Below are 15,801 nucleotides of genomic sequence, written 5' to 3'. Positions count from 1 at the left end.
GCGGACGACACTATAGTAATCGGGTGTCCGGACCCCACTCGGGCACCCGACGACGCCGGAAGCATATGACCGACAATCCCTCGACGCGCCGCCTCCACCGCCAGTCGGCGACGCTGGACGCGCCGCAGGTGCTCACTGTCGACGCCGACCCGCCGGCCACCGATGCGATCCCGCTCGCCACGATGTCGCGGCCGCCGCGCCGCCCCACCGCCATCGTGACGGCCGCGCCCGTGTTCGCCCCCGCGCCCGTCGAGCTGCCGTCCGCCGGCTCCGGCCCGGTGCGCGTGGGCTGGGAGTCCGGCCGTGCGAGCCTGGCCACCACCCCCGGCCCGATCCGGCCGCTCGAGACCAGCGCCGACATCCTCCCCGAGCTCACCGAGGCCGTCGAGAAGCCGCGACCGCTGTGGCGGCACCCGGCTTCGCTCGTCTCCATCGGCACGACGCTCGTCGCGCTCATCGCCCTCGGCGCCTTCCTCGTGATCGGCATGCTCAACCCGGGCGCCGCGGCCTCCGGGCTCACCCTGGCGGTCAGCCCCGACAACGTGCGCGCCACCTGGTCGGGCCCGGACGTGCCCTACCAGCTGCTCGTGGTGGGCGGCCCCGGCGGCGAAGCCGTCGACGCCTCGCAGCTCGTGACCGGCGAAGAGGCCTGGATCCCCGTCTCGGCGGGCCTCATCGACGACCGGTCCTGCGTGGTCGTCCGCCCCGCGTCCGCCGCGGAGGAGCCCGTCACGCTCGACGCCGATGCGCTCGCCGCGCAGGGCGCGTCGTCCGCCTGCGTCGCGGAGGCCGCCGAGGCCGGCGCCCCGGCCGATGACTGAGCTCCGGCGCACCGCGGCAGTGGGAGTGGCCGCCACGCTGCTCCTGATGACCGGCTGCGCGAGCGCCCCGGCTGCGCCCGTGCCGACGCCGACGTGGGTGGATCTCAGCGGCTACGACCCCGAGCGCGACGCCAACGGCCTGTCGCTCCTGGACGCGAGCGACGCGCGAGCGCAGATCCTGGCGGACGCCGCCGCCACCGACGCCTCCATGACCGTGACCTTCCGCGACGCCTCGGGGCGGCCGCTCGAGGTCGCCTTCACCGGCGGCCCGCAGCGCTACAGCGCGGAGGTGACGGCCGATGGCGAGGCGACGTCGATCGTCGTGGACGGCGCTCGCGCGGCGGTCACGCCCTCTCCCGCCATCGCGGCCTCAGCGGGCATCGAGCCGGGCGTGGTCGAGTGCGTCGCCGCAACCGACGACCTCGTGACCCGCTGGCACCCGCTGCTGGACCCGGCTGCGTTCATCGCAGACGCGACGGCGGATGCCTCCGGTGTCGGAGCGCCCGCGGGCGATGCGGTCGAGCTGCTGCTGGGCGAAGACGGCACTGCCGGCGTGCTGAGGGTGAGCACGACGGGGCCCGCGCTCCCCTCGGAACTGATCCGCGCCGACGAGTCGGGCACGGTGCACGCGCTGTTCAGCGGCTGGGGAGACGCCGCGCCGCAGCAGCTCCCCGACGCCTGCTGATCACCGCCGGCTGATCACCAGCGCGGCTGACCGGCGCAGGCGGTGCCCAGCCGGTGCAGGCCCGCCTGCGGGTCGGCGAACGCCGCCCACACCGCGCGGCTGTCGCGGCGCTCGGCGGCCTCCGCCATCTCGGCGAGCAGGCGCGGCGCCGCCGCGGTCCACGCGACGTAGTCGGCCTGGTCGATCCCCAGGCTGCCGCGCTCCGCGACCCGTCGCACCTCGGCGGCGAGATCCGCCACGCGGGCGAAGGCATCGGCCCCGCCCGCCTGGCATTCGATCGCGGCCGCCATCAGATCCACCACGGGCTGTGCGAGCGTCGCGCAGCGGTCGGCCAGTGCGTCCGTCATCCGTCAGGGTCCTCTCGGATCAGTGGAAGAAGTGGCGCTCGTTCGTGAAGAACATGGTCACGTTCGCGGCCTTCGCCGCAGCGATGACCTCGTCGTCGCGGACCGAGCCGCCCGGCTGCACGATCGCCGAGATTCCCGCGTCGAGCAGGATCTGCGGACCGTCCGCGAAGGGGAAGAACGCGTCGGATGCGGCGACCGACCCGGCGGCGCGGTCACCGGCACGCTCGACCGCGAGGCGGCACGAGTCGACGCGGTTGACCTGGCCCATGCCGATGCCCACGGTCGCCGAGCTCTTGGCGAGCACGATGGCGTTCGACTTGACGGCGCGGCAGGCCTTCCACGCGAAGATGAGGTTGGTCATCTCCTCGTCGGCCGGGCGCTCGCCCGACACCAGCTGCCAGTCCTTGGCGACGGACTCGATGTCGTCGGGGAAGCGGTCGGCGTCCTGCAGCAGCAGACCGCCCGAGACCAGACGCACGTCCATGCGCTCCTGCTGCCAGTCGGCGGGCAGCTGCAGCAGGCGCAGGTTCTTCTTCGCCTTGAAGACCTCCAGCGCCGCGGGCTCGAACGCCGGCGCGACGATGACCTCGGTGAAGATGTCCTTGAGGTTCTCGGCCATCTTGAGCGTCACGGTGCCGTTCGCGGCGATCACGCCGCCGTACGCCGACACCGGGTCGCACTCGTGCGCGCGGAGGTGCGCGCTCGCGATGGGGTCGAGGGCGTTCGGCGCCGTCACCGCGATGCCGCAGGGGTTCGCGTGCTTGATGATCGCGACGGCGGGCTTGACCATGTCGAAGGCGGCGCGGAGGGCCGCGTCGGCGTCGACGTAGTTGTTGTACGACATCTCCTTGCCCTGGAGCTGGACCGCCTGGGCGATGCCGTGACCGCCGTTGCGGGTGTAGATCGCGGCGCGCTGGTGCGAGTTCTCGCCGTAGCGGAGCGTCGCGAGGCGCTCGGCCTTGATCGTGAGGTGCGCCGGCAGGTCCTCTTCGAGGAGCGTGCCCTCGGTGAACCACGTCGCGACGGCACGGTCGTATTCGGCGGTGTGCGCGAAGGCGCGGGCGGCGAGCTCGCGGCGCTGCACCAGGCTCGTGCCGCCGGCGCGGACGGCTTCGATGACCGCCGGGTAGGACGACGGCGAGACGACGATCGCGACGTTGGCGTAGTTCTTCGCCGACGCGCGCACCATCGCGGGGCCGCCGATGTCGATCTGCTCGACGACGTCGTCGCCCTGTGCGCCCGAGCGCACCGTCTCGACGAACGGGTACAGGTTCACCACGACGAGCTCGAACGGAGCGATGCCGAGCTCGCCGAGCTGACGCTCGTGGTCCTCGAGGCGGAGGTCGGCGAGAAGTCCCGCGTGCACGCTCGGGTGGAGCGTCTTGACGCGGCCGTCGAGGGACTCGGGGAACCCGGTCACGCTCGACACGTCGGTGACGGTGTAGCCGGCCTCGCGCAGCAGCGTCGCCGAGCCGCCCGTCGACACGATCTCGACGCCGGCGGCGGCCAGCGCCTCGCCGAGCGCCAGCAGGTCGGTCTTGTCGCTCACTGACACGAGTGCGCGGCGCACCGGAACGACATCGCGGGGGCGGTACAGGGCGGGGTCGTGGCTCGGTCCGGCCATGGCGGATCTCCTCGGTGGGGGTGGGGGGTCAGAGCTGGGCGCTCGCGGACACCGCCGCGAGGTCGAGATCGCCGGTCGCGACGCGGCGCACCACGTCGATCAGGAGGCGGCGTTCGACGGGCTTGATGCGCTCGTGCAGGGCGTGCTCGTCGTCGCCGGGGAGCACGGGCACGCGCTCCTGGGCGAGGATCGGCCCCGAGTCGACCCCGTTGTCGACGATGATGACGCTGGCCCCGGTCTGCACCACGTCGGCGGCGAGCGCGTCGCGCACGCCGTGCGCACCGGGGAACTCCGGCAGATACGCCGGGTGGGTGTTGATGATGCGCGGCGACCACGCGTCGACGAGCTCGGCCGGCAGCAGGCGCATGAGCCCGCTCAGCACGACGAGATCGGGCCGCCAGACGTCGAGCTGGGTGCCGAGCTCGGCACCCCACTCCTCGCGGCTCGCGAACTGCGCGAACGGCACCATGAAGGTGGGGATGCCGTACTCCTCGGCGTGCGCGAACCCGTCGGCTTCGCGATCGGCGCCGACGACGACGATGCGGGCGGGGAACTCGGGATCGGCCGCCGCGTCGAGCAGAGCGCGCAGGTTCGACCCTGTGCCCGAGATGAGAACGGCGACCGTGAGCACCCGGTCAGTCTAGTCGGAACCATCCCTCGCGCCGGGCGGCGCTAGTCGGAACCATCCCTCGCGCCGGGCGGCGCCGACCGGGGCAGCTCGATCGGCTCGGTCGTGGCGTCCGATGCGACGGGAGGGGACGGATGCTGCCTCCCGGCGTCATCCGCTGGCACGGCGCCGCCCCGCCGGGCGGTGAACGCCGCGACCGCCGCGAACGCGGCTGCCTCCGGGGGCTCGGGATGCGGGCCCTCGTCCGCGGGCACCTGCTCGGCCGACGCCGCGGGGGCGGAATCATGCGCGGTCGACCGGCCCCGACCGGCAGATCGCGGCGACAGCAGCAGGATCGCGGCGCCGAGCAGCACCTCGAGGCCGACCGCCAGCGCGACAGGCCCGGCGTCGGGCCCGAATTCGGCGAGCCGCCCGGGCCCGAGCGATCCCGACGCCGCCCACGCGAGCAGCGCCGCCGCGCCGCCCGAGAGGAGCGCGATCCCCGCGGTCACGACGAGGCGCGCGGCGATCGGATCCTCGGGGTCTTCGACGTGGTCGTCGCGATGCGCCTGCAGGAGCCGCGACCGCGCGATCCACCCGGCGAGCGCACCCAGGGCGACCGGCAGGAGGGCGAGCAGCAGCAGCCACGACGTCGTCGACTCGGGAACGGCGCCCAGTGCCGGCAGCCCCGGCACGACGCCCACCTGGGTGCCGGCGGGCGAGACGGACGTGCCGGTGCCGACGGCGAAGCCGGGGCCGGCGACGAAGCTCATCCCCCACACCGCGAGGGTCGGCACGTAGGCGAGCTGGGCGAGGGTGATGACGACGACGCCGAGCGGGTCGACGTCACCGGCCTGGAACAGGGCGACGATCTGCCCCGCGCGGGAGAACAGGGCGACAGCCGCGACGGCGGCGCCGAGGCCGACGAGTCCGACCACGACGACGGCGGTGCCGCGGGCGACGAGTGCGGGCACGTCGCCCCAGCCGTGCGGCGCGGCCTCGACGCGGTCGCGCAGCCGGGCGATCGCACCCGACCCGGCCTCGGACCACTCCGTCACGACCGCGGCGACGAACGCGGGAACGGCGAACAGCAGCGTCGGCACGAGGATCGCCTGCCACGGCTCGGCGCGCGCGACGTCGTTGGCGCCGGTCAGCGCGGCGCCGGCGGTCAGGATCGCGAACACCGCACTCGAGGAGAGAACACCGGTGAGCCACGCATCCGCGTGCGAGGCGCGGGCCCCCGAGCGGGCGGCGAAGATCACCGTGAAGCCGGCGAACGCGAGGGGGGCGAGCGAGAGGGCGAAGGATGCTGCGCCCGCATCGATCCCGGTCGCCGCGAGGTAGTCGGGGGGAAGCGTGATGCTGAGCGGCACGAGGTTGCCGAGCTGCCAGACCGACACCGCCGACGGCCACAGCACGCCCCAGTCTGCTCCGCCGCCGAATCCGAACACCCACAGCAGGGTGAGCGGGGCGAGGGTCACGGCAAGGCCGACGGCCGCCGCGATGACGGCGTCGACGGATGCGAGGAGGGCGACGATGAGGCGATGCATGCGCCATCGACCCTACTTCGACGCACCGCGTCGGCTCCGGCGCCCGCGCGCGGGGCCGAGGCATCCGTCCAGCGAATCCTCAGGTTGGCCGACGAGCGACTAACGTTTCCCTTCGGAGGTCCCCCCACATGAGCACAGCCGAGTCCACGGCGCACAACGCCCCCGACGACATCGACGACACCCAGACCCCGGAGCCGAAGAACGGCTTCGACAGGTTCTTCGAGATCACCAAGCGCGGATCGACCATCCCCGCCGAGATCCGCGGCGGTGTCGTCACGTTCGTGACGATGGCGTACATCGTCATCCTGAACCCGATCATCCTGTCCAGCGGCACGGATGTCGCGGGGAACACCCTCGGGTTCACGCAGGTCGCTGCGACCACCGCGCTGACCGCCGGCGTCATGACCGTCCTGTTCGGTCTCGTGACCCGTCTGCCCTTCGCGTTCGCCGCAGGCCTCGGCATCAACTCGTTCCTCGCGGTGTCGGTCGTCGGGCAGGTCACCTGGCCCGAGGCGATGGGCCTCGTCGTCATCAACGGTCTGATCATCGTGCTGCTGGCCGCGACGGGCCTGCGGCGCATGATCTTCGACGCCGTGCCGATCCAGCTGAAGCTCGCCATCACGGTGGGCATCGGCCTCTTCATCGCGTTCATCGGCTTCGTCGACGCCGGCTTCGTCACCGCGACGGGCACGTCCTCTCCCCCGGTCGGGCTCGGCGTCAACGGCTCGGTCGCGACGGTTCCGACGCTCATCTTCGTCTTCACGCTGCTGCTCACCGGCATCCTGGTCGCCCGCAAGGTCAAGGGCGGCATCCTCATCGGCCTCGTCACCGGCACCGTGGTCGCGGTGATCGTCGAAGCGATCTGGAACATCGGGCCGAAGTTCAGCGGCGACGAGGTCAACCCCGGCGGCTGGGGCCTCTCGGTCCCCGAGCTGCCGTCGTCGCTCGTGAGCGTGCCCGACCTGTCGCTCGTCGGCCAGGTGTCGTTCGGCTCGTTCGAGCGCATCGGCGTGCTCGCCGCGCTGATGCTCGTCTTCACGCTCGTCTTCACGAACTTCTTCGACGCGATGGGCACCATGACGGGCCTGTCGAAGGAGGCCGGCCTCGCGAACGAGAAGGGCGACTTCCCGCGCATCAAGTCGGCGCTCATCGTCGAGGGTGTCGGCGCAGTCGCGGGTGGTTTCACCTCCAGCTCGTCGAACACCGTGTTCATCGAGTCGGGCGCCGGCATCGGCGAAGGCGCCCGCACCGGCTTCGCGAACGTCGTCACGGGCGGCCTCTTCCTCGTCGCCATGTTCTTCACGCCGCTGGTGTCGATCGTGCCCACCGAGGTGGCGGCATCCGCTCTGGTGATCGTCGGTGCGCTGATGATGTCGCAGATCCGCTTCATCGACTTCTCGGACTTCTCGATCCTGCTGCCGGTGTTCCTCGCGGTCACCGTCATGCCGCTCACCTACTCGATCGCGAACGGCATCGGCGCGGGCTTCATCTCCTGGGTCGTCGTCCGGTCGCTCTCGGGCAAGGCCCGCGAGATCAGCCCCCTGCTGTGGATCGTCGCGGCCGGCTTCGTGCTCTACTTCGCCCGCGGACCGCTCGAGACCCTACTGGGCTGAGCCACTCGGTTCACGGACGGAAGCGGATGCCTCGACTCGAGGCATCCGCTTCCGTCTTTCAGCGCAGCGGGGTCCAGCCGGGCGGGGTCGGGCCGTCGTTCGCGGCGCGTTCGGCGTCGGCGCGAGCGGACCAGCCTTGGGCAGCGTCGACCGCGTCGAAGCCGCCGCGCGCGACGCGGAAGCCGACGTCGTCGTGGTGCATGCGCGGGCCGCCGCCGCGGCGCGTCGAAGCGCGGACGCTCCAGGCGTCGTCGGCGAAGCCGCCGCCGCGGAACACGCGGTAGTCGGCGTAGCGGGCGGGGTCGAGCAGGTCCCAGGTCCACTCCCACACGTTGCCGAGGGTGTCGAACAGCCCGTTCAGGTTGGGGAGTCTGCCGCCGACGTTCTGCGGAGCGCTCACGCCGTCGGCGCTCGTCCACGCGACCTCGGCGAGCAGGCCGTAGTGCGGGCCCGTGGAGCCGGCGCGGCACGCATGCTCCCACTCGGCCTCGGTGGGCAGGCGATAGCCGTCGGCGTCGACGTGCCACGTGACGTCCTCGCCGTCGAACGAGTACGCCGGATCGAGGCCCTCCCACTCTGACGCCGCGTTGCAGAACCGGATCGCGCGCAGCCAGCTGACGTCGGTCGCAGGGCGGCGCGGGTGGGACGCGGGCTCGCCGAGAAGCTCCGCGAGCTGCTCCTGCGTGACCGCGTAGACGCCGATCTCGAACGGCTCGAGTTCGACGGTCCAGCGGGCCTTGCGACGGGCGTCGTGCAGGGTGACCGTGCCGCCGGCGATGCGGGCGAGCTCGATGTCGGTCACCGCGGAAGTATCCCACGCGGGCCGCGGGCCGCGGGCCGCGGGCCGCGGCCCGCAAGTCCGAACGCTCAGGGGGCGCGACGCCAGGAGCCCGAGGCGGGCAGCTCTCCGCCGAAGAGCTGCCGCACGGTGACGAGCTGGAACCCCCGGTCGAGGAGTCCGTCCAGAACGGCGCCCGTGGTGCGCGCCGTTCCCGGATGGATGTCGTGCAGGAGCACGATCGATCCCGCCCGCGGCTGTTCCACGGCCCGCGCGATGAGCACGTCGTCGGCAGGCCCCTGCCAGTCGTTCGTGTCGATGTCCCAGAGGATCGCCGGCATGCCCGCCGCGGCGAGCACCCGGGGCGTGAACTCGCCGTACGGCGGACGGAACACGGTGATGTCCTGGCCCGAAGCCGCCTCGAGCGCCCGGGTGGAGTCGACGATCTGGGCGGTGACCTGCGCGTCCGTGAGTTGCGGAAGATGCGGGTGGTTCCACGTGTGGCCCTCGACCTCGTGGCCGTCCCTCGTCATGCGGGCGAGCGTGTCGGCGTAGCCCTGCGCGTTCTGCCCCATCGCGAAGAACGTCGCCGCGGCGTCGCGTGCCGCGAGGTCGTCCAAAATCCCTGCCGTGTAGGCGGACGGACCGTCGTCGTAGGTCAGCGCGACGCAGGGCACGAGTGCGCAGTCGACCGCGCGTGCTCCGGCGGGTGCCGCGGCGGGTCCTGTGTACGGCTGTCCGGAGGAGGCCAGCACGCGCGTGCCGAGCGGCGAGACGAGCTCGGCGGCGACCTCGGCGGGAACCGCGATGTCGAGGGGCTCGGTCGTCGGCGGCGCGCCGAGCCCGGCGAGGTCCGGTGCGGTGAAGCCCGGCGGGACAGTGATGACGAGGCCCTCGTCGGACGGGACGGTCGTCGCCAGCGCGGCCTGGATCGCCGCGAGCAGCGTCTCGTCGCCGACCACCACCGGTCGCTGACTGAGGGCGCCCGCGTCGCGGCGGAGTGCCTCGACGAGGTGTGTGCCGAGCGCGGCCGCCGCACCCTCGGCCCACAGGCCATCGGCGGTGGACGTCTCGCCGGTCGCGACGTCGGAGTACAGCGTCGTGGTCGTGTCGGAGTGGACGCCGGTGGGGTCGCCGCTGACCACCCGGACGCGCTCCCCCACGATCGTCCCGCCTGCGGCGACGATGCCGCACACCACGGCTGTGCCTGTGCCACCCGCCGGGCCGAAAGCGGGATCGGCCAGCAGCTCGGAGGCCGGACGCCGCGTGCTGTCGGCGGCACAGCGGCGATCCCCGAGGCCCGATCCGACGGGCGACGGCGTGGGGACGAACGCGCTCCCCGACGCCACGACGCGGTCTGCGATCGCGCCGCGGACGAACTGCTCCACGAGGGCGTTGAACGGGTCTGTGGTGGCGCCGGCCGGGAGCAGCGCGACACGGGCCTGGAGACCGACTGCGTCGTTGCGCACCCGGAGGGGCACGATGCCCGCGCCGAGCGGCCCGTCCGCAGCGGCGGTGATCTCGGGGACCGGATCCGTCGTGTGCACCACTTCCGGGGCCCAGGCCGGGGGCTCCCAGCTTCCGCGCGACGCCGGCGCGCACGCCGACAGCACCAGGGCGGCGACCGCGAGCACGACGATCGCCGCACGCGCCCTCATCGCCGGATGCCTTCCAGCAGGTCTCCGATGGCGGTGCGGTACGCCGCCGGCTCGTCGCCCTCGGCCGGACGAACCTCGACGACGACGCGGACGCTGGGCGCAGCATCCGCTTCCCCCACCCCGGCGACGACTCCGCCGTCGTCGAGGTCGACGTGGACCGCGGTCAACCCGGATGCGAGCAGTTCCGAGCGCGGGCTGCCCGCGGCGTCGGCGACGGCGTCCGAAGGTCTCTCGTCGACCGACTCGAGACTCGCCCGCAGCGCACCGTCCGGCGTGCGCACCGTGATCGCGTCCTCCGCGTCGCGTGTGACGACCCAGTCGGCAGGCACGACGACGGCCGCGTCACCGAGGTCGGTCGGTTCGGTCCCGTCCGACACCTCGCTCGAGAGGTTCGCGATCGTCGGTGGCACGGCCACGAGGGCGGCGACGGCGACGGCCGCGAGCACCAGGGCTGCCGCCGCGCAGGCGAGCGCGATCTCCCACCGGCGCGCGGTGGTTCTGACGCGTGCATCCCCGGACACGGTCACCCCCTGACGGGGCCGAGTCTATGAGCGGTCCGGTCGCGGATCGCTCAGGAACACCTCAGTTCCGAAGATCAGTCCTCGCGCGGCTCGAGGGCGAAGATCGCGATCTGCCGGTCCGTGCGCTTCTGGTAGCTGTCGTAGTCGGGCCAGACCTCCGCGGCCCGCGCCCACCACTCGATGCGCTCCGCGCCCGACAGCTCACGTGCGGTGTAGTCGCGCTTCTCGTCGGCGTCCTGCAGCTCGACGTGGGGCTGCCGCCGCATGTTCTCAGCCCACTTGGGCTCGTCGGGGGCGCCTCCCTTGGACGCGACGACGGCGTAGCGGCCGTCGTGCTCGACGCGCATGAGCGCCGTCTTGCGCAGTGCCCCGGACTTTGCGCCGACCGTCGTCAGCACGATGATCGGCACGCCGCGCAGCGTGTTCGCCTTCTCGCCGTTCGATGCTTCGAACGCCTCGGCCTGCGTGCGTGCCCAGTCCGACGTGGACGGCTTGTACTCTCCGGTCAGCGGCATGCCACCAGCGTAAGCGGCCGCGGCGGGGTCGGGTCGCGCAACCCCTATGGTCGAGGCATGCCCAACCTCAGAGTCGAACTCCTTCCCGGACGCACCGTCGATCAGCGCCGACGCTTCGCCGAACTGGTGACCGATGCCGCCGTCGAGGCGCTCGGCGCCCGCCGGCAGGACGTCCGCATCATGTTCGAGGAGGTCGCCGCCGACTTCGTCGCCAACGGCGGCGTGCTCGCCAGCGAAGACGCCGATCGCGCCGGCCAGGTCGCCCGGTTCGGCGGTTCGGCCGCCGGATGAGAATGACGAGGGCGGATGCTGCGGCCCTCGGCCGCAGCATCCGCCCTCGCTGAAGCCTTACAGGCTCTCGATGATCTCGCGCATCAGCGACGCGGTCTCGGACGGCGTCTTGCCGACCTTGACGCCGGCGGCCTCGAGGGCCTCCTTCTTCGCCTGTGCGGTGCCGGCGGAGCCCGACACGATGGCGCCCGCGTGGCCCATGGTCTTGCCCTCGGGGGCGGTGAAGCCCGCGACGTAGCCGACGACCGGCTTGGTCACGTTCGCCTTGATGAAGTCGGCCGCGCGCTCCTCGGCGTCGCCGCCGATCTCGCCGATCATGACGATCGCCTTGGTCTCGGGGTCGGCCTCGAACGCAGCGAGCGCGTCGATGTGCGTGGTGCCGATGATCGGGTCGCCGCCGATGCCGATGGCCGTCGAGAAGCCGATCTCGCGTAGCTCGTACATCATCTGGTAGGTCAGGGTGCCCGACTTCGACACGAGGCCGATCGGACCCTTGCCGGTGATGTTGGCGGGCGTGATGCCGACCAGCGACTCGCCGGGCGTGATGATGCCGGGGCAGTTCGGGCCGATGATGCGGGTCTTGTTCCCCTTCGACTGCGCGTACGCCCATGCCTCGGCGGTGTCGCCGACGGGCACGCCCTCGGTGATCACGACGAGGAGGGGGATCTCGGAGTCGATGGCCTCGACCATGGCGCTCTTGGTGAACGCGGGCGGCACGAACGCGATCGAGACGTCGGCGCCGGTGGCGTCGATGGCCTCCTGCACCGAGGCGAAGACGGGCAGCTCGATCGGGTTGCCGTCGGCGTCGGTGTGCAGCACGGTGGTGCCGGCCTTGCGGGCGTTCACGCCGCCGACGACCTGGGTCCCGGCCTTGAGCATGAGCGCGGTGTGCTTGGTGCCCTCACCACCGGTGATGCCCTGGACGATGACCTTGGAATCCTTGTTCAGGAAGATCGACATTTCTGGAGTTCCTCGTTCTTTCAGATTCTCAGATCACGCGTTGGCGAGCTCGGCGGCCTTGTCGGCGCCCTCGTCCATCGTCTCGGCCAGAGTCACGAGCGGGTGGTTGGCGCCCTGCAGGATCGCACGGCCCTCCTCGACCTTGTTGCCGTCGAGGCGCACGACCAGCGGCTTCGAGGCCGACGAGCCGAGCTCGGCGAGCGCGCCCACGATGCCCTTGGCGACCGCGTCGCACGCGGTGATGCCGCCGAACACGTTGACGAACACGGACTTCACCTGCGGGTCGCCGAGGATGACGTCCAGGCCCGCGGCCATGACCTCGGCCGAGGCGCCGCCGCCGATGTCGAGGAAGTTGGCGGGCTTCACGCCGCCGTGGTTCTCACCGGCGTACGCGACGACGTCGAGCGTCGACATCACCAGGCCCGCACCGTTGCCGATCACGCCGACCTCGCCGTCGAGCTTGACGTAGTTGAGGTCGTTGGCCTTGGCCTTGGCCTCGAGCGGGTCGGCGGCGTCCTTGTCTTCGAGGAGGGCATGCCCGGCGTGACGGAAGTCGGCGTTCTCGTCGAGCGAGACCTTGCCGTCGAGGGCGATGACATCGCCCTCCTCGGTGAGCACGAGCGGGTTGACCTCGACGAGCGTCGCGTCCTCGCCCTTGTACACGTTGTAGAGCTTGACGAAGACGTCGCTCACCTTGTCGACCAGGTCGGCCGAGAAGCCGGCGGCCTCGGCGATCTCGACGGCCTTCGCCTTGTCGATGCCGGTGCCGGGGTTGACGTCGATGCGCGCGAGCGCCTCAGGGCGCTCGACGGCGAGCTCCTCGATCTCCATGCCGCCCTCGACGCTCGCGAGCGACAGGTACGAGCGGTTGGCGCGGTCGAGCAGCACCGAGAAGTAGTACTCCTTGTCGATGCGGGCACCCTGCGCGACCATGACGCGCTTGACGACGTGGCCCTTGATGTCGAGGCCGAGGATGGCCTTGGCGGCCTCATAAGCCTCATCGGGAGTCTTCGCGACCTTCACGCCGCCGGCCTTGCCGCGACCGCCGGTCTTGACCTGGGCCTTGACGACGACGACACCGCCGATCTTCTCGGCTGCGGCACGCACCTCCTCCGGCGTATCCGCGACGATGCCGGCGAGCACCGGCACCTCGTACTTCTCGAAAAGGTCTCGTGCCTGGTACTCGTACAGATCCACAGTGATTTCCTTCGCAGGTGGCGAATGGGGGTGGGGACGACGCTCAAAAGCGTCTCGACGTCGAGATATCGACCAGTCCCCCAGCCTACTACCGGTCGTCGTCCGGTTCTGACCGCAGCGACGCGCCGCCGGGTTCCGAAGAGCTGAACGGATGCTGCTCTCTCGCGCCCGCCGTCACCGCGAGGTGGTGGTCTCCGGCGTCCGGAGCTCGGCGGGGTCGTCCTCGATCTCCTCGCCCGGCACGCGGGGCAGGCGCGCGAGGTCCCGGAGCGCGGGGCCCTCGATACGGCATCCGTCCGCGGTGAACCGCGACGCGTGCAGCGGACAGTCCCACGTGAGCTCGGCGTCGTTCCACCGCAGCACGCCGCCGAGGTGGGTGCAGACGGCGCTCACCGCGCACGTGCGCCCGTCGACAGTCGAGATGCCCACGGGCTGCCCGGCACGGCTGGCGACGACGCCCTCGCCCTCGGCCGGCCGGCGTACCGGCGTCGGCACCGCCTGCGCGCCGATCCAGCCCGACGCCGCCTCCCACCCGACGCGCAGGTTCTCCACGCCGCCGCGGGCCAGATCCGCGGGCACCGTGAACCGTGCGGAGATGACGTTCATCCAGTCGGGGCGCTCGCGCCGGGGCACACGCCGGATCTCCGCCGTCAGTCGCAGCGCCGCGGCGGGCGCGTTCGAGAGGCCCCACTTCGCGTACCCGGTGGCGAACCGGATGCGGCCGAGCCCGCGCGGCATCGCGCCGACGAACGGGATGAGGTCGTGCGACTCGTAGTCCTGGGCCGACCACGAGGCCACCGGCTCCGCACCCGGGAAGTGGTGCTGCGCCCACGACACGAGACCGTTCACGGCCGCGAGCGGGGAGGACGCACGCCCGACGGCGAAGCCGTTGCCGCCCACGATGAGCTGGGCGGCGTCGGCCGGGCCGTCCGCGGGGGTGATCGACCGCACCGACTTCGTCTCACCGTCGACCGAGATGTACAGCCCCTCGGGGAGGGGGCCGTCGGTCGCGAACGCGACGCACGACGAGCGCAGCCCTCGCACTTTGGCGAAGTAGAGCCCGCGATCGATGATCGGGGTCGCCGTCGCGAGCACGACGTGGTTCGCCGCGATGAAGCCTCTCGTCGTCTCGACGCCGGACCACGGCACCGCGTGCACGCGCGTGACGCGCACGCCGGTGTGCAGGGTCCCACCCTCCCGCAGCAGCGCCTGCGCGAGCGCCACGAGGAGACGCTGCGGGTCGATCGCGACCTGGCGGTCGAGCGCGATGGCGTCGACCATGTCGAACGGGGATTGCGCGAGCTGATCGGGTTCCACCCGGCGCACCGGGAGACCGGCTTCGACAGCCGCGCGCAGCTCCGCCTCGATGCACTCGGCGCCTTGCGGCGTCTGTGCGTACGAATAGGCCGCGCGCCGGGAGTACGGCACGCCGAGTTCGTCGGCGATCCCCGTGAGCCACTCCGCGCCGTCGCGGTTGGACTCGACGTAGGCACGGACGAGGTGCGCGGGGTGATGGCGGCGCAGTGCCGAGAGCACGGATCCCTGCAGCAGCGTCAGCTTGCCGGTGTTGCCTCCCGAGGCGAGCGCGCCCACCTCGGCGGCGTCGACGACCGCGACGTCCAGGCCTTCGCGCGTCAGCAGCAGTGCCGTCGACAGACCCGTCAGCCCCGCGCCCACGACCACGACGTCGCGGCGCCGGGCCGACTGGAACGGCGTGCCCGTGACGCTTTCGGCTTCTCTCTTCCAGATCGGCGTCATGGACCTATAGAAGACCCCCGCCTGCGGTGTGTCGACCCCGTTGACAGCGCGGGGCCGATGCGGGCGCGGCGCGCGCGGGCATGCCGCGCTTGCCGCGGCGCGAGCATTAGGCTCTCCCCGAGATGTCCGACACCGCTGCCGCCTCCGCAACACAGGCCGCCTCCCGCGCGGCCGTGGTCACCGCCGCGCTCGAACTGTTCGCCGAGCAGGGGTTCGACCAGACCTCGGTGGAACAGATCGCGCAGGCGGCGGGCGTGTCGCGCTCGACGTTCTTCCGCCAGTTCGGCGGCAAGGACGACGTCGTGTTCACCGACCACGAGTTGCTGCTGGAGCGCCTCCGCGAGTTCCTGGCGCAACCGCATCGCGATCCGTGGGCGGCCGTGTGCGAGGCATCCGTCTTCGTGTATTCGCATTTCGCGGCAGACCCCGAGCTGGCCCGGCGACGCTATGCCGTCGTGCGCGGGGTACCGGCGCTGCGCGACCGCGAGATCGTGACGGTGTTCCGCTACGAGCGGCTCTTCGACGAATACCTGCGCGCGTCGCTGCCCGGCCTCGACCCGCTCGACGCCGTCGGCTTCTCGGCCCTCATCACCGCGATCCACAACCACGTGCTGCGCCGGCTCATCCGGGGCCCCAAGAAGGTGCCCGTCTCGGTGCTCCGCACCGCACTCGACGACGCCCGCCGCCGCTTCGGCGTGCTGCCCGACGGCGAGGCGGATCCCGCCGCGGACCAGGTCGTCGTCGCCGTGTTCCCCCGGTCGATGCCGACCGCCGAACTCACCCGTCGCCTGCGCGAGCGACTCGACGACTGACCCGGGCGGCGCGCCGCCCGGATTCACTGTCGCACGGCGCCCGCACGGCGCTATGTTCAAGACC

General features: G+C 72.1%; 16 protein-coding genes. 5 read left to right on the top strand and 11 right to left on the bottom strand.

The window, feature by feature from the left end; genetic code table 11:
- Positions 1–65 precede the first annotated feature (65 nt).
- A complete protein-coding gene (locus ACVN90_RS04380; RefSeq protein WP_475100947.1) occupies positions 66–821 on the top strand; it encodes a hypothetical protein in 756 nt (251 codons plus the stop codon).
- Entirely contained in the window at positions 814–1,506 is a 693-nt protein-coding gene (locus ACVN90_RS04375) for a hypothetical protein (protein ID WP_475100946.1), read from the top strand. Before ACVN90_RS04380 ends, ACVN90_RS04375 begins: the two co-directional genes overlap by 8 nt.
- A gap of 14 nt (positions 1,507–1,520) precedes the next feature.
- Here the strand turns inward: ACVN90_RS04375 and ACVN90_RS04370 are convergent, their stop codons facing one another.
- Genes ACVN90_RS04370 through ACVN90_RS04355 form a run of 4 tightly spaced genes read right to left on the bottom strand, consistent with a single transcriptional unit; the run spans position 1,521 to position 5,634 of the window.
- A complete protein-coding gene (locus ACVN90_RS04370; protein ID WP_475100945.1) occupies positions 1,521–1,853 on the bottom strand; it encodes a hypothetical protein in 333 nt (110 codons plus the stop codon).
- A 19-nt stretch (positions 1,854–1,872) separates the two neighbouring features.
- The gene (purH, locus tag ACVN90_RS04365; protein ID WP_475100944.1) at positions 1,873–3,477 is read right to left on the bottom strand and encodes a bifunctional phosphoribosylaminoimidazolecarboxamide formyltransferase/IMP cyclohydrolase; all 1,605 of its coding nucleotides are present in this window, start codon (positions 3,475–3,477) and stop codon (positions 1,873–1,875) included.
- A 28-nt stretch (positions 3,478–3,505) separates the two neighbouring features.
- Positions 3,506–4,108 carry a phosphoribosylglycinamide formyltransferase gene (gene purN, locus ACVN90_RS04360; protein WP_475100943.1) on the bottom strand — a complete coding sequence of 201 codons (603 nt, stop codon included), beginning with the start codon at positions 4,106–4,108 and terminating at the stop codon, positions 3,506–3,508.
- Between the two features lie 41 nt (positions 4,109–4,149).
- A complete protein-coding gene (locus ACVN90_RS04355; RefSeq protein ID WP_475100942.1) occupies positions 4,150–5,634 on the bottom strand; it encodes a cell division protein PerM in 1,485 nt (494 codons plus the stop codon).
- A gap of 128 nt (positions 5,635–5,762) precedes the next feature.
- Here ACVN90_RS04355 and ACVN90_RS04350 point away from each other — a divergent pair, with 128 nt between their 5' ends.
- Positions 5,763–7,247, top strand: coding sequence for an NCS2 family permease (locus tag ACVN90_RS04350; protein WP_475100941.1), 1,485 nt, complete (start codon positions 5,763–5,765; stop codon positions 7,245–7,247).
- 58 nt (positions 7,248–7,305) lie between these two features.
- Here the strand turns inward: ACVN90_RS04350 and ACVN90_RS04345 are convergent, their stop codons facing one another.
- The 4 genes from ACVN90_RS04345 to ACVN90_RS04330 form a co-directional block, all read right to left on the bottom strand.
- Positions 7,306–8,049: a formylglycine-generating enzyme family protein gene (locus tag ACVN90_RS04345; RefSeq protein WP_475100940.1), complete on the bottom strand. Its 744-nt coding sequence runs from the start codon at positions 8,047–8,049 to the stop codon at positions 7,306–7,308.
- A gap of 65 nt (positions 8,050–8,114) precedes the next feature.
- Positions 8,115–9,683, bottom strand: coding sequence for a polysaccharide deacetylase family protein (locus ACVN90_RS04340; protein ID WP_475100939.1), 1,569 nt, complete (start codon positions 9,681–9,683; stop codon positions 8,115–8,117).
- A complete protein-coding gene (locus ACVN90_RS04335; RefSeq protein WP_475100938.1) occupies positions 9,680–10,204 on the bottom strand; it encodes a hypothetical protein in 525 nt (174 codons plus the stop codon). The genes ACVN90_RS04340 and ACVN90_RS04335 overlap by 4 nt, the downstream gene beginning before the upstream one ends.
- Positions 10,205–10,278: 74 nt before the next feature.
- The gene (locus ACVN90_RS04330; protein WP_475100937.1) at positions 10,279–10,719 is read right to left on the bottom strand and encodes a nitroreductase family deazaflavin-dependent oxidoreductase; all 441 of its coding nucleotides are present in this window, start codon (positions 10,717–10,719) and stop codon (positions 10,279–10,281) included.
- Positions 10,720–10,776: 57 nt separating this feature from the next.
- On the opposite strand from ACVN90_RS04330, the gene ACVN90_RS04325 reads away from it, so the two are divergent.
- Positions 10,777–11,010, top strand: a complete 234-nt coding sequence (locus ACVN90_RS04325; protein ID WP_475100936.1) for a tautomerase family protein — start codon at positions 10,777–10,779, stop codon at positions 11,008–11,010.
- A 57-nt stretch (positions 11,011–11,067) separates the two neighbouring features.
- On the opposite strand, the gene sucD is transcribed toward ACVN90_RS04325, so the two are convergent.
- From sucD to ACVN90_RS04310, 3 genes are all read right to left on the bottom strand, one after another.
- Entirely contained in the window at positions 11,068–11,970 is a 903-nt protein-coding gene (gene sucD, locus ACVN90_RS04320) for a succinate--CoA ligase subunit alpha (RefSeq protein WP_475100935.1), read from the bottom strand.
- A gap of 33 nt (positions 11,971–12,003) precedes the next feature.
- Positions 12,004–13,167, bottom strand: a complete 1,164-nt coding sequence (gene sucC / locus ACVN90_RS04315) for an ADP-forming succinate--CoA ligase subunit beta (protein ID WP_475100934.1) — start codon at positions 13,165–13,167, stop codon at positions 12,004–12,006.
- Positions 13,168–13,341: 174 nt separating this feature from the next.
- Positions 13,342–14,925 (bottom strand): FAD-dependent oxidoreductase, encoded by a 1,584-nt coding sequence (locus tag ACVN90_RS04310; RefSeq protein ID WP_475100933.1) that lies wholly within the window; start codon positions 14,923–14,925, stop codon positions 13,342–13,344.
- Between the two features lie 122 nt (positions 14,926–15,047).
- Between ACVN90_RS04310 and ACVN90_RS04305 the strand changes: the two genes are divergently transcribed.
- Entirely contained in the window at positions 15,048–15,737 is a 690-nt protein-coding gene (locus ACVN90_RS04305; RefSeq protein WP_475100932.1) for a TetR family transcriptional regulator, read from the top strand.
- Positions 15,738–15,801: the final 64 nt, after the last annotated feature.

It is taken from the genome of Microbacterium sp. F01 (assembly GCF_056156365.1).
The sequence above is the reverse complement of the archived record's forward strand: the minus strand, read 5'-3'. Positions and strand labels throughout refer to the sequence as shown.

Excerpts from the sequence above, each read along its gene's own strand:
- ACVN90_RS04380 (WP_475100947.1), top strand. The coding sequence starts at position 66 with ATGACCGACAATCCCTCGACGCGCCGCCTCCACCGCCAGTCGGCGACG.
- ACVN90_RS04375 (WP_475100946.1), top strand. The coding sequence starts at position 814 with ATGACTGAGCTCCGGCGCACCGCGGCAGTGGGAGTGGCCGCCACGCTG.
- ACVN90_RS04370 (WP_475100945.1), bottom strand. The coding sequence starts at position 1,853 with ATGACGGACGCACTGGCCGACCGCTGCGCGACGCTCGCACAGCCCGTG.
- purH (WP_475100944.1), bottom strand. The coding sequence starts at position 3,477 with ATGGCCGGACCGAGCCACGACCCCGCCCTGTACCGCCCCCGCGATGTC.
- ACVN90_RS04355 (WP_475100942.1), bottom strand. The coding sequence starts at position 5,634 with ATGCATCGCCTCATCGTCGCCCTCCTCGCATCCGTCGACGCCGTCATC.
- ACVN90_RS04350 (WP_475100941.1), top strand. The coding sequence starts at position 5,763 with ATGAGCACAGCCGAGTCCACGGCGCACAACGCCCCCGACGACATCGAC.
- ACVN90_RS04340 (WP_475100939.1), bottom strand. The coding sequence starts at position 9,683 with ATGAGGGCGCGTGCGGCGATCGTCGTGCTCGCGGTCGCCGCCCTGGTG.
- ACVN90_RS04330 (WP_475100937.1), bottom strand. The coding sequence starts at position 10,719 with ATGCCGCTGACCGGAGAGTACAAGCCGTCCACGTCGGACTGGGCACGC.
- ACVN90_RS04325 (WP_475100936.1), top strand. The coding sequence starts at position 10,777 with ATGCCCAACCTCAGAGTCGAACTCCTTCCCGGACGCACCGTCGATCAG.
- sucD (WP_475100935.1), bottom strand. The coding sequence starts at position 11,970 with ATGTCGATCTTCCTGAACAAGGATTCCAAGGTCATCGTCCAGGGCATC.
- ACVN90_RS04310 (WP_475100933.1), bottom strand. The coding sequence starts at position 14,925 with ATGACGCCGATCTGGAAGAGAGAAGCCGAAAGCGTCACGGGCACGCCG.
- ACVN90_RS04305 (WP_475100932.1), top strand. The coding sequence starts at position 15,048 with ATGTCCGACACCGCTGCCGCCTCCGCAACACAGGCCGCCTCCCGCGCG.